General features: G+C 67.9%; 15 protein-coding genes. 7 read left to right on the top strand and 8 right to left on the bottom strand.

Translation table 11 applies throughout. The features are described 5' to 3' along the window. The 5 genes from MYL53_RS08755 to nfsA form a co-directional block, all read right to left on the bottom strand. Entirely contained in the window at positions 1 to 627 is a 627-nt protein-coding gene (locus MYL53_RS08755) for a hypothetical protein (RefSeq protein ID WP_247853303.1), read from the bottom strand. Positions 628 to 875: 248 nt separating this feature from the next. After that, positions 876 to 1,250, bottom strand: a complete 375-nt coding sequence (locus tag MYL53_RS08750) for a nuclear transport factor 2 family protein (protein ID WP_247853301.1) — start codon at positions 1,248 to 1,250, stop codon at positions 876 to 878. 236 nt (positions 1,251 to 1,486) lie between these two features. Next, positions 1,487 to 2,128 carry a DUF2238 domain-containing protein gene (locus tag MYL53_RS08745; protein ID WP_247853300.1) on the bottom strand — a complete coding sequence of 214 codons (642 nt, stop codon included), beginning with the start codon at positions 2,126 to 2,128 and terminating at the stop codon, positions 1,487 to 1,489. A 28-nt stretch (positions 2,129 to 2,156) separates the two neighbouring features. Beyond that, a complete protein-coding gene (locus MYL53_RS08740) occupies positions 2,157 to 2,564 on the bottom strand; it encodes a c-type cytochrome (RefSeq protein ID WP_247853298.1) in 408 nt (135 codons plus the stop codon). A gap of 426 nt (positions 2,565 to 2,990) precedes the next feature. After that, entirely contained in the window at positions 2,991 to 3,722 is a 732-nt protein-coding gene (nfsA, locus tag MYL53_RS08735) for an oxygen-insensitive NADPH nitroreductase (RefSeq protein ID WP_247853297.1), read from the bottom strand. A gap of 216 nt (positions 3,723 to 3,938) precedes the next feature. Here nfsA and MYL53_RS08730 point away from each other — a divergent pair, with 216 nt between their 5' ends. From MYL53_RS08730 to bfr, 3 genes are all read left to right on the top strand, one after another. Continuing rightward, entirely contained in the window at positions 3,939 to 4,703 is a 765-nt protein-coding gene (locus tag MYL53_RS08730; protein ID WP_247853295.1) for a DUF1499 domain-containing protein, read from the top strand. Between the two features lie 98 nt (positions 4,704 to 4,801). Further along, positions 4,802 to 6,004: a nicotinate phosphoribosyltransferase gene (pncB, locus tag MYL53_RS08725; protein WP_247853293.1), complete on the top strand. Its 1,203-nt coding sequence runs from the start codon at positions 4,802 to 4,804 to the stop codon at positions 6,002 to 6,004. A 122-nt stretch (positions 6,005 to 6,126) separates the two neighbouring features. Beyond that, a complete protein-coding gene (gene bfr / locus MYL53_RS08720; protein ID WP_247853292.1) occupies positions 6,127 to 6,594 on the top strand; it encodes a bacterioferritin in 468 nt (155 codons plus the stop codon). A gap of 55 nt (positions 6,595 to 6,649) precedes the next feature. Here the strand turns inward: bfr and MYL53_RS08715 are convergent, their stop codons facing one another. Next, positions 6,650 to 7,192, bottom strand: a complete 543-nt coding sequence (locus MYL53_RS08715; protein WP_247853290.1) for a YgjV family protein — start codon at positions 7,190 to 7,192, stop codon at positions 6,650 to 6,652. Positions 7,193 to 7,616: 424 nt separating this feature from the next. On the opposite strand from MYL53_RS08715, the gene MYL53_RS08710 reads away from it, so the two are divergent. Next, entirely contained in the window at positions 7,617 to 9,065 is a 1,449-nt protein-coding gene (locus MYL53_RS08710) for a DHA2 family efflux MFS transporter permease subunit (protein ID WP_247853288.1), read from the top strand. A gap of 77 nt (positions 9,066 to 9,142) precedes the next feature. On the opposite strand, the gene MYL53_RS08705 is transcribed toward MYL53_RS08710, so the two are convergent. Then, on the bottom strand, positions 9,143 to 9,505 hold the full coding sequence (locus tag MYL53_RS08705) for a hypothetical protein (protein ID WP_247853287.1): 363 nt from the start codon (positions 9,503 to 9,505) through the stop codon (positions 9,143 to 9,145). A gap of 184 nt (positions 9,506 to 9,689) precedes the next feature. On the opposite strand from MYL53_RS08705, the gene MYL53_RS08700 reads away from it, so the two are divergent. Continuing rightward, positions 9,690 to 10,478 (top strand): EAL domain-containing protein, encoded by a 789-nt coding sequence (locus MYL53_RS08700; RefSeq protein WP_247853286.1) that lies wholly within the window; start codon positions 9,690 to 9,692, stop codon positions 10,476 to 10,478. 4 nt (positions 10,479 to 10,482) lie between these two features. After that, positions 10,483 to 11,373 (top strand): GGDEF domain-containing protein, encoded by an 891-nt coding sequence (locus tag MYL53_RS08695; RefSeq protein ID WP_247853284.1) that lies wholly within the window; start codon positions 10,483 to 10,485, stop codon positions 11,371 to 11,373. On the opposite strand, the gene MYL53_RS08690 is transcribed toward MYL53_RS08695, so the two are convergent. After that, entirely contained in the window at positions 11,370 to 12,002 is a 633-nt protein-coding gene (locus tag MYL53_RS08690; protein ID WP_247853283.1) for an SDR family oxidoreductase, read from the bottom strand. The genes MYL53_RS08695 and MYL53_RS08690 overlap by 4 nt on opposite strands. Positions 12,003 to 12,181: 179 nt before the next feature. Here MYL53_RS08690 and MYL53_RS08685 point away from each other — a divergent pair, with 179 nt between their 5' ends. Beyond that, positions 12,182 to 12,397 (top strand): DUF3820 family protein, encoded by a 216-nt coding sequence (locus MYL53_RS08685; protein ID WP_247853281.1) that lies wholly within the window; start codon positions 12,182 to 12,184, stop codon positions 12,395 to 12,397. The last annotated feature ends 28 nt before the right edge of the window (positions 12,398 to 12,425 follow it).

Below are 12,425 nucleotides of genomic sequence, written 5' to 3'. Positions count from 1 at the left end.
CTATTCCGCCTCGTTCAGGCGCCGCTCCAGCCGGCCGATCTGCTGGAGATCGTGCAGGTAGAGGTCGAGCTTAGAGGCCGCCACGGCCAACAGCGCCGAGGCGTAGACCAGCCCGGTCAGCACCCACAGGTCGTTGGCCCAGGCCATCCCCGGCGCGTCCAGCGGATAGGACAGCGTGAAGATGCTCATCCCGCCCCAGAACAGCGCCAGCAGGCTGAAGACCATGACCAGCACCAGCACCGGCCCGCGCCGATAGCGACGCGGCGGGTGCGTCTTCCAACCCGGCAGGTGGGCGACGCTCAGCGTGCCGCGGGTGTCGATGCGCCCGCGGCGGCGCAGCAGCGGCTCGGCGAAGGCCTTCTGCCGGCCGGGCGCCATCGCCGCCAGCACCAGGCGCGGGTCGATGCCGCCACCGACGATCCGCGCCGCCGCCTGCTTGAAGCCTTCCGAGGGCTCGCCGTCGCGGCAGTCCTTGGCCTCGTCGGCCAGCGTCTTCAGTGCCTGGTTGACCCGCTCCGGGCGCTCCTCCTCGTCCTCGAAGTTGATCGCGTAGTGCACGCTGTAGACCTGATGCAGCGCGAAGGTCACACCGACGAAGATCAGAAAGAACGCGACGTAGATCATCATGACACCCCTCAACACCCTGGAAATCGGCCCGCCATCGCGGGCATGCGCGGCCAAGATGACAGATGCGCCGAGGGCATAACAGACTCAGAATGCGGTGAAAAAAGGGGATCAGTTGAGCCGAGGTCGCCCCTCGTGGCCCGAGGGCCAGCACGAGCACCGCGACATGACCGCGCCAGCCCGCGGCGAGTCATCGCCAGGGGTTGGCCATCGTGCTCGGGACGGTCGGTATCTCCTCGGCGGGGGCAGCGTCAGACGCTAAGCCTGGTGTAATAGGTGATCACCTCGGAGCGCACCCCGGCCGCGTCGGCCTTGATCAGGCCGGCTCCCTTGATCTGGGTGCCCGGAAAGGACCACCAGCACGACGCCGTGAGGACGCCGTCTTCCTCGTGGCTCAGCACCTCGGACAGCTCCATCAGGGGATCCGGGAGTTGCCCACCGCATTGCGCGGCGATGCTCTCCTTCAGGCCCGTGAGGTAATCCGGAAACGCCTTCCTCGTCACGACGCCGAAGTCGGGGTCGTCGAAGGTGTAGTCCTCCGCCGTGGCCTTGAGGATCCTGTCGGCATCGCCGTGGGTCCAGCCGTCCGCATAGGTCCTCAGGTGTTCCGCCGCGTTCATCGTCATGCCCTCCGCTCCCCCTGGGGGTCACTGCTCGGGACTCTCTGAGCATGGCCAGGCGAGCGCCCGGTGACCCGCCTTGTGACATCCCCCTCGCCCTGTCCTCGGGCGAGGGGCCATGCCGACGCCGTTGTGATCCACCGTCCCTGCTGAGCCAGTATAGATCGGCGGCGTCCCGAAAAGGCGCCCCGGCCACGACCGCTCGAGGCCTCGCGCCATCGAGACGCCGCGCCATCGGGGCCTCATCCGCCTCCGTCGGTCAGCCGGCGGATCTGGCGATCCTGCACCCGCGAGAGCAGCGCCACGGCACAGATCGCCCCCAGCAGCGCCAGCGCCATGTCCGACTGCGTGTCCCAGACATAGCCCTGGGTGCCCAGAAAGGCCTCGGCTGCCTGACGGGACAGCAGCGCCACCCACCACTCGATCAGCTCGTAGCAGGCGCTGATGGCGAGCGCTACAGAGATCACGAAGAGCGCGAGCCACCCTCGCCCGTTGACCGCGCGCCGCCGGATCAGGATCTCCCTGGCGATCAGCGCCGGCACGAAGCCCTGGAAGAAGTGGCTGACCTTGTCGTAGTTGTTGCGCTCGAACCCGAACCAGCCGTCGAAGAACGGCACCTCGGCATAGGTGTAGTGGCCGCCGACCATCAGCACGAGGCAGTGCAGCAGGACCAGCCCGTACACCAGCGGCGTCAGCCGGAAGCGGCGATAGGTGCCGAGCAGCACGACGGCGCCGACCAGCGCCGGCAGCACCTCGAGCCACCAGGTGAGGCGATCCGCGGGCCGGATGCCCGACCATACCAGCACGACGACGAACACCACGGCCCAGAGGTACTTGATCGCGTTCTCCTCACGGCTCGGCGGTGCCCGGCCGGGTGTTCCCACCCTGGGAACGCCCGGCCGGGCACCACACTCATTCCTGCAAGGTGGACAGGTAGGAGATCAGCGCCAGGATGCGGGAGCGGGTATAGGCCTCGCGCCCGATCATCATCTCGCCGACCATGCCCATGTCCAGGGCATCGTCGCTGTAGCGCTTGCCCCAGATGGGCATTTCCCGCGGACCGTGAAACTTGACCTCTTCCCGTCCGTCGATGACCCGGTAGACCCGCTCGAAGGGAAACACCCCGTCGTTGTTGGCCTGCAGGCGCGTCAGGTCGGGCGGGCTTCCGGTCAGCGACAGCAGCTCCGCGAAGGGGCCCTGGCCCTTGGCATCCACCCCATGGCAGCTGGCACAGCTGGACTCATACTCCGCCTGCCCGATGGATACCTGATCGGCCAGCACCGGCATCACGGCGAGCGACAGCATCGTCCCTGACAACATCGATACGACCTGCCTGTTCATGACATCCCCCTCGTTGGCATAGAGGCGCATGAACGCAAGAGGAGAGGACTCCGTCAGGGTGAAGCCTCCCGGCGAGCGATTCATGCAAGGCGGGACATCTCCCGGCCGGGCAAGGCCAACGGCCCTGCCCGATCCGGCATGAACTACCTAACTCGTTGTTATCGAATGCCTTCCTGGCACAACAGGTCGCTCCCGCCGCCGGCCCGTCTGTTTAACACATAGCCACAAGTCCGCGCCGCGGCAAGAGGGGCCGTGGGCCATGAAGGGAAGCGTTCGAGGCCGGGGCCGGAAGCGCGTGGCAGGCCCGCATGGAAGAAACGAAGAAGGAGCAAAGCAAGGGGAAGGGGGGAATCAGCAAGAAAGGACGCCAGCCGTCGGCGGCGCCGACGGCTGGAAGCCGCACGCTTACTTCATCTCGAAGCCGCGCTTGACCAGGAAATCGCGCATATGGGGGCGCAGCTTGGTGTCGAACAGCGGCTCGAGGCTCTTCGACCAATTGGTGTCCTTGGTGCCGCCGGTGCGCTCGCCGTAGTAGCGGTGCATCTCGTCGTCGTAGGCGTCGACCTGCTCGCGGTCGTCGGTGTAGCGGTCTTCCTTGAGGATCGCCTCCACCGGCAGGCGCGGCTTCACGTCCGGCTCGTGGGCCGGATAGCCAATGCACATGCCGAACACCGGATAGACGTGCTCCGGCAGCTCGAGCAGCTCGCTGATCGCCTGCGGATTGTTGCGGATGCCGCCGATGTAGCAGATGCCGAGGCCCTCGGATTCGGCGGCCACAGCCACGTTCTGCGCCATCAGCGCGGTGTCGACGCTGGCGACCAGCAGCTGCTCGGTCATGCCGCGCACGACATTGGCGCCGGTGCGCTCGGAGGCCTCGGTGGGCCGCTTCATGTCGGCGCAGAACACCAGGAAGTCGGAGGCGCTGGCGACGTAGCCCTGGCCGCCGGCCAGCTCGGCGATCTGCTCGCGCTTGGCCGGGGTGGTCACGTGGATGACGCTGTAGGCCTGCACGTGGTTGGACGACGCGGCGGCCTGGCCGGCGCTGACCAGCTCCCGCAGCAGCTCGTGCGGGATCTTCTGGTCGGTAAACTTGCGCACCGAGCGGTGGGACTTCAGCAGTTCGATGGTCGGATTCATGGAGCCTCGCGGTATTCACGTTCGGGGGGTCAGGATCGGTTGATTCAACGGCCCTGCCAAGACCCGCACAAGATACTTAACATGCTCACGATTTACCAATATCGGCGCCATAACGTCGGGCTATCGGCGACCCGCGCGTGCCGGCAGGATCGGCAGGCGCCACCAAGGGCACTACATTAGGGGGACGCAACCTAACCACAGGAGGCACCTGACGCGATGTCGCTGACCTTCAAGCCCCGACCGCGCGGTGGCCGCTGGCCGGTCGCCCTGGCCTGGCTCGCCGTGCTGCTGCTGGTGATCTCGGCGCTGCTGATGGGTGGCGCGGGGCCGGCCTATCGCCTGGAGTGGCTATCGCTCGGTCAGTCGTTCTCGCTGCTGCATCGCGGCGCGCTGCTGGCCGTGGGCGCGGCGTTCGTCGCCGTCGTGGCTCTGCTGATCGCAGGCGCCTGTCGGCGCGGCAAGCCGGCCCTGGCGAGCCTGCTGGTGATCGCCGCGGCGGTGGCGATCGTCGCGCCGCCGCTGCAGATGCGCGAGCTGGCCCGCAGCGTGCCGCCGATCCACGACATCACCACCGACCTCGCCGACCCGCCGGCCTTCGTGGCGCTGGCCGAGGCCCGCCGGGCGGCGCCCAACGCGCTCGACTATCCCCGCGCCTTCGCCGAGGCGCAGCGTTCCGGCTACCCGAACCTCGGGCCGCTCACGATCGCCCGGCCGCTGCCGGAGGTGCGCGATGCCGCCGCGGCCCTGGCCCGGGCGCGCGGCTGGTCGATCGCGGTCGTGAGCGAGCGCCGGCTCGAGGCGGTGGCCACCACCCGCTGGTTCGGCTTCGAGGACGATATCGTGATCCGCCTGACGCCGAGCGCGGCGGGCACGAGGGTGGACATGCGTTCGGCCTCGCGCCTCGGACGAAGCGATCTGGGCACCAATGCGGCCCGTATCCAGACCTTCCTCGAGGATCTGGCGGCGCGCCTTTCGGCCTGAGGCGACGTCGGGGCCGATTCGTCACCGAATCGTGAACACGCTACCATCATGCTCCCGCGCCCCGGCGGGCCCACCATCACTCACAGGGAGCATCCTTCATGGCGGCCACGTACCGCGCCCCGGGTCAGATCATCACCTCGCTGCTGGATACCGACTGGTACAAGCTCACCATGATGCAGGGGGTTCACCACAACTACCCCAATGCCAGCGTAACCTGGGAATTCCGCTGCCGCGATGCCGAGGACCTGCGCCCCTATCTCGACGAGATCCGCGCCCAGATCGACGGCCTGGCCTCGCTGTCGCTGAGCGAGGCGGAATCCGACTACCTGAGCGGCTTCGCCTACCTGTCGCCGGACTTCATCCGCTTCCTGGAGCTGTACCGCTTCCGCCCCCAATACGTGGACCTGCACATGGAGGGCAGCGAGCTGTGCATCGTCATCGACGGGCCCTGGACGCACAGCATCCTGTTCGAGATCGTGATCCTCGCCATCATCAGTGAGGTCCGCAATCACACCCTGAATCCCGGCGCCAGCGTCGATCAGGCGGTGGCGCAACTGCGCGAGAAGATGGCCCGACTGCGCCGCGACTACACGCCCGAGCAGCTGGCCGACTTCCGCCTGGCCGACTTCGGCACCCGGCGGCGGCTCTCCCAACCGGTGCAGGAGGCCATCGTCGAGGTACTGACCGAGGAGTTTCCGGGCCAGTTCGTCGGCACCAGCAACGTCGATATCGCCCGCCGCCACGGCCTGGCCCCGATGGGCACCATGGCCCACGAATGGGTGATGGCCCACCAGCAGCTCGGCAGCCGGCTGGTGGACAGCCAGCGCGCCGCCCTGGAGGCCTGGGTGCAGGAGTATCGCGGGCACCTGGGCGTGGCGCTGACCGACACCATCAACCTCGACGCCTTCCTGGCCGACTTCGATCTCTACTTCGCCAAGCTGTTCGACGGCCTGCGGCACGACAGCGGCGATCCCATGGTGTTCGCCGAGAAGTGCATCCGCCACTACCAGCGGCTGGGCATCGATCCGCGCAGCAAGACGCTGATCTTCAGCGACGCGCTGACCTTCGATTCGGCGATGGACATCAAGACCGCGCTGGACGGGCGCATACGCACCAGTTTCGGCATCGGCACCAGCCTGACCTGCGACCTGCCGGAGGTGAAGCCGATGAACATCGTGATCAAGCTGGTGGCCTGCAACGGCCAGCCGGTGGCCAAGATTTCCGATGAACCGGGCAAGACGCTGTCGCGCGACGAGGCCTATGTGCGCTATCTGAAGAGCGTGTTCGGCGTGAGCGACTGAACCGAATGCGAATCGCACGCGAAGACAATCTCAAGCCATTGAAATAGCGGGAAAATTGACCAAGCTCGCGCCCCAGACTAGGATGCGCGACTGATACGTCACATCGACAAGGAAAAGCGCTCATGCAAGGCAATCAAGAGATCATCGACGCCCTGAACGGCCTGCTCGCCGCCGAGCTCGCCGCCATGGACCAGTACTTCGTGCACGCCGAGATGTACGCCGACATGGGCCTGACCAAGCTCCACGAGCGCATCGACCACGAGTTCCACGACGAGAAGGGCCACGCCCAGAAGCTGATCGAGCGCATCCTGATGCTCGAGGGCAAGCCGGACATCCACACCCGCACCGAGGTCCGCATCGGCAAGGACGTGGAAGAGATGCTCGGCTACGATCTGCAGCTCGAGTACGAGGTCGGCGATGCCCTGAAGGCCGCCATCGCCCTGTGCGAGCGCGAGCGCGACTTCAACACCCGTGCCATCCTGCTGCCGCTGCTCGCCGACACCGAGGAAGACCACGCCCACTGGCTGGAACAGCAGCTGCGCCTGATCAAGCTGGTCGGCCGCGAGAACTACCTCGTCGCCCAGATGTAAGCCGCTCGGGCCGGCCCGGATCGGCGCTCGGCCTCTTCAGCTCAGCCAATTGGGCTCAGGGGGTCAGGCCATAGCGCCGGGCGGCACGCCGCAGGCGCCAGATGGTGATCAGGTTGGTGACGAGAATCAGCGTCTCGGCGAGGGTGCCGCCGATGGAGCCGGCCAGCAGATTGCTGATCACCCAGCAGAAGGCCGCCGCGGCCAGCACCGCGCGCATGGCGACGCCGCGCAGCATGAACATGCCCCAGCTGCCGAGCAGGCCGGCCAGCAGCGCCGGCACGTCGCGCGGGCCGCTCCAGGTCAGCAGGGCGACTGCCAGGGTCGCGACGAGCACCCCGACCATCACCGCCACATTGCCCGGGTAGCGACGCACCAGGGCGATGCGCAGCACGATCAGCGCCGAGATGCCCGCCGCCACCCAGCTCTGGAACAGCGCGAACTGGGCGGCGAAGGCCACGTTGGCGAACAGCAGCAGCACGAACAGCCGATCGTCGCGCCGGCTGGCGAAACCGGCCACGCACAGCGCCAGCGCCACCAGGCTGACGCCCTGCCCCAGCCACTCCCTCGTCACCACCCCACTCAGTCCGATTTCTTCCATGCGTGTCTTCCTTTACCGCGTGTCCTCAGGCATCGCGTCAGGCTAGCACGCCGCGCCGCCGGTCAGCGCTCGCCCCACTGGGATGCCGGAACGCCGCCTCCCCGACGCGAACGCGTCTCCTCTAGCCAAGCCGGCTCCAACGCGATAGAATAATTAGGTAGCGAACTATGATCTGGCTAGCACCGGCGCATGGTTTGCTGTTTCCTTCGATTTAGGGCCGGCTTCCTCCTTGGGGGCCGGCCTCTTTTCGCGTGCCATGGTGGTGGCGATCCCCGCCGTGGCCGCCGACATCGTCCCTTCCCCCGATCGCATGAAGGAGAATTCCCGTGCCGGATGACACCTCTCATCGCCCGACTCAGCATCGCCCGATCCCGCATCGCCCGTCCGTCCGCTTCTCGCCCTCGACCAGCGCGGGGCATCGTTCATGACCCAGGTCGAACGCCTTTACCGGCGCTACGGCCCCCGCTACCGGCTGTGGGTCACGCTCACGGTGATGCTGGGCCTGGTGGCGCTCGGCATGTCGATCACCATCGTCAACGTGGCGATTCCCTTCATCAGCGACGACTTCGGACTGAGCGACGCCGAGGTGCAGTGGCTCTCCACCGGCTTCCTGGCTTCGACCACGGTATCGCTGCTGGTGGCTCCCTGGCTGGTGCACGCCGTCGGCCAGCGTGCCACCTACATGGGGCTGCTGCTGGTGTTCATCGGCGCCTCGATCCTCGGCGGGCTGGGTAACGGCATGGCGATGCTGGTCGCCGCGCGGGTGATCCAGGGCGCCATGACCGGGCTGATCCGGCCGCTGGCGATGCAGGTGCTGTTCGACGTCTATCCCGCCGAGGGGCGCGGCATGGCGGTGGCCATGTATGGCATGTGCCTGGGACTGCCGCTGACCCTGGCCACGGTGATCGGCGGCTGGCTGGTCGAGCACCTGTCGTGGCACTACGTGTTCTTCGTGCCGCTGCCGATCTGCGTGGCGGCGGTGGTGATGGGCGGGTTCTTCCTGCCGCCCAGGGAGCGCGGCGGGCCGCTGCCGCCGTTCGACTGGGCCGGCGCCGGGCTGCTGTTCGCCGCGGTCTTCGCCCTGCTGACGGCCCTTTCCAGCGGCCAGCGCTGGGGCTGGAGCGATCCGCGAATCGCCGGGCTGGCACTGTTCGCGCTGCTCGCCGGCGTGGCCTTCGTGGCCTGGCAGCGGCGCTGTGCACAGCCGCTGATGGACCTGTCGATCTTCCGCTATCGGCTGTTCGTGGTCGGCACCCTGGCGATGCTGCTGTTCGGCGGCACCTTCTACAGCGTGATGTATCTGTTGCCGCAGTTCGTGCAGTCGGTGCTGCACTTCAGCCCGATCGCCACCGGCATGATCTACCTGCCCTCCACGGCGGTGCTCGGCGTGCTGGTGCCGCTGGTCGGCTGGCTCAGCGATCGCCATCCGCCGCTGTGGCTGACGCTGCCGGGGCTGGCCAGCACGGTGTATGCGGTGTGGCAGATGGCGCAGATGGACGCCGGCACCGGCTTCGCCGCCCTGGCCGGGATCATGGGCATCATGGCGATCGGCATGGCCGCCTTCCCGCCGCCGACACTGGCCAACGCCATCGCCGCGCTGCCGGCACGACTGACCGGTTACGGCTCGGGCATGCTCAACTTCGTGATGCAGCTGGGCGGCGCCCTGGGCACCGCCGGGCTGGTGATCCTGCTCGAGCGCCAGACCGCCCTGCACGGCCAGCAGATCGCCGTCACCGGCGCGCCGAGCGACGAGGTATCGCCCGGGGTCTGGGCCTCGATCCTCGCCTATCAGGACGGCTTCTGGTGGCTGGTGATCAGCCTGGTGATCATCATCGTGCCGACACTGCTGGTCAGTCGCTGGCGCCACGACTGACGCCCCAGGGCTCGCTCTATACACGCTTCCCCTCGCCCGAGCCCCGGCGCCCGCCTTACTGGCGGGCGCCGTCGTTTCTAGGCGTTGTGCAGACCCTCTCGCTGCGTCAAGGCGCACTGGAACTCCTTGCGCCAGGCCTCGGCCTGTAGCGCCGGATCCTGCGGGAAGCGCCCAAGGGCGACGGCCAGCTCGAAGAAGCCCGCCCGCGGCAGGCCTTCTCCCTGGCGGCTGACCACCAGCGCGGCGATGAAGGGGCGGCCGGCAGCGGCGTCCTCCCGCATCAGCTGTTCCAGGGCCAGCGCCACGCGGCGGATGGTGCGCGGCGGAGTGAGTTCAAGCGCCTCGGCCAGCCGCTGGTAGGTCAGCGGCAGCGCGGCCTCGGGGGCCGACTCGAGCAGGTGTCGGGCGCGGGCCGGCAGCGCGGCATCGGCATCGCTCATGGCGTCGTTCCTCGTGAATCAGGGGACCGGGATGATGCCGTCAGGCAAGCGGCGCGTCGAGGCGTTGACGCATCTAATTGTACAATACCGATACATGATGAATAATCAGTATAAATAATCCTTATCGCTCTGCCCCATCGCCCTGCCATGGAGTAGTGCACCACGCCAGACGACAGGAATCGCCATGGGACACTGCGCCAGGGTCGCCCACCACTGCAACCGCTGCGAGGCCGAGCTGCCGTTCGACTTCACCATGGCCTTTCAGCCGATCGTCGACGTGGGCCGCCGCGAGATCCACGCCTACGAGGCGCTGGTGCGCGGCCCCGAAGGCGAGTCCGCCTACTCGGTACTCGAACAGGTCGACGACCGGCTGATGTATCGCTTCGACCAGGCCTGCCGGGTCAAGGCCATCGAGCAGGCCAGCCGGCTCGGCATGGACGTGCCGCTGTCGATCAACTTCCTGCCCAACGCGGTCTACGAGCCACAGGCCTGCCTGAGCGCCACCCTGGAAGTCTCGCGTCGGGTCGGCTGGCCGCTGGAGCGGTTGATCTTCGAGATCGTCGAGACCGAGCGCGTGGTCGACCGCGATCATCTGGCGGCGATCATCAAGGCCTACCGGCGGGCGGGCTTTCGAGTAGCGCTGGACGACTTCGGCACCGGCCACGCCAATCTTGACGTGCTCACCGAACTGTATCCGGATAAGCTCAAGATCGATCGCCAGCTGGTCACAGACTGCCACCGGGATCCGCGACGCCAGGCGATGGTGCGGGCACTGGCCGCCATGGCCGGCCCGCTCGGGGTCACGCTGATCGCCGAAGGCGTGGAGACCGCCGAGGAGGCGCGCTGGCTGTTCGAGGTCGGCATTCCACTGCAGCAGGGCTACTACTTCGCACGCCCGGCCCTCGATGCCCTGGCCGAGGACCCGGCCCCGCGCATCGCCGCGCTGTTTCCCCGTCCGCAGGATCGAGGATGAATGCATGCCGCTGACCCTGACCCGCTCCGACAACGTGCCGCGGCTGATCCACGCGGCGCCCATCGGCATCTGCATCACCGACGAGGACGGCCTGTTCGAGATGGCCAATCCGGCCTACTGCGCGTTCTCCGGCTACGCCGAGGCGGAGCTGCTGGGCCGGCCCTTCACCCTGCTGATGCCGGAGGCCGACCGCGAGGCGCTGATCGCCCAGCATCGGCATTTCATGCAGGGCGATGAGGAGCACGACGAGCGCCGGGAATGGGAAGTGATCTGCCGCAGCGGCGAGCGGCGCAGCGTCATCGCCGAGTCGTCGCGCCTGGAAGACGACGCCGGCCGGCCCAAGCGCGTGACCTTCATCACCGACATCACCGAGCGCAAGGCCATGGAGCAGCGCCTGGATTTCCTGGCCCGCCACGACGACCTGACGGGGCTGCTCAACCGCCGCGCCGGCATGGCCCGGCTGGAGGAGGAGATCGCGCGCAGCCATCGCCAGGGCACGTCGCTGTGCGTGGCCATCGCCGATCTCGACCAGTTCAAGCTGATCAACGACCGATACGGCCATGCCACCGGCGACGACGTGCTGGCGGGCGTCACCGAGCTGATGCAGGGCAACCTGCGACGCTACGACATCCTGGCGCGCATGGGCGGCGAAGAGTTTCTGCTGATCCTGCCCGACGTCACCCTCGATGAGGCCCACCAGGGGCTCGAGCGCCTGCGGGCGCTGGTCGCGCACGCGACGCTGGGGCAGGCCGGGGTCGGGGTGACTCTGTCGGCCGGCACCGCGATGCTGGCCCCGGGCGAGGCCAGCCGCACGCTGCTGGAACGCGCCGACCGCGCCCTCTATCGCGCCAAGCAGGCCGGCCGCAACCGGGTGCTCGACGCCTGCGGCGCCTAGGCCACCACCTCGGCGATCTCGCGTTCGCCGTCCAGCAGCGGATATTCTCGGCCGTTCGGCGCCTTGCCCTGCACCAGGTGCAGCAGCGCGTGGGCCACGTTGGCCCGGGAGACGTCGTTATTGCCGCCGGTTTCCTCCAACGAGGCGGCGACGCGCCGGGTGGCCGGCTCATCGGTGAGACGGCCCGGCTTGAGGATTGCCCAGGGCACCTGGGCGGCCTTGAGGTGGGCATCGGCGGCGCGCTTGGCGGCGAGGTAGGGGCGCAGCTTTTCCGGCCCGGCCAGCGGGTCGTCGACGCGCAGGGCGCTGACCATCACGAAGCGCTCGAGGCCGAGCTCGGCGGCCAGGTCCACCGCGCGCATGGCGCCGTTGAGGTCGATCATCAGGGTCTTGTCGAGGCCGGTGTGCGGCCCGGAGCCGGCGGTGAACACCACCTGGTCGCAGCCCTCGAAGGCATGGCGCAGCTCGCCTTCCAGGTCGGCGATCACGGTGTCGATGCCCCGCGCCTCGAACCAGGCGCGCTGATCGTCGTTGCGCAGCATCGCCCTCACGGGCTCGCCGGCCTGCTGGGCCAGCTCGCAGAACAGGCGGCCGATCTGGCCGTTGGCGCCGATCACCAGTGTGGTCATGGGAGTTGCCTCATCTGCCGGGAATGTACGCCATCAATGCGGGCCGGGCCGGCAGGATTCAAGGCCCGCTCGGGAAACCCGCCTCGCGACTGGCCGCCCGAGGCCGGGTGGCGTACCCTTCGGCCTCGTTTTTCCGGTTTTCATTCCCCGGTTTTCATTCACCCGAGAGGAGCGGCGCCTTGCAATCCGAGGACCTGCAACGACTGGTCACCCAGCGCATGCCCTTCGGCAAGTACGAAGGCACCCTGATCGCCGACCTGCCCGGCCCCTATCTCGCCTGGTTCGCCCGCAAGGGCTTCCCCGAGGGGCAGATCGGCCAGCTGCTGCAGCTGATGCACGAGATCGACCACAACGGTCTCAACGAGCTGCTCGAGCCGCTGCGTCGGCGCGGCTGAACGGCCGCGCTGCACGCCCATCCCCACT

Source organism: Halomonas getboli, assembly GCF_023094245.1.
GTDB classification, from domain to species: Bacteria; Pseudomonadota; Gammaproteobacteria; order Pseudomonadales; family Halomonadaceae; genus Halomonas; species Halomonas getboli.
This window is presented reverse-complemented; position numbering and strand designations above follow the sequence as displayed.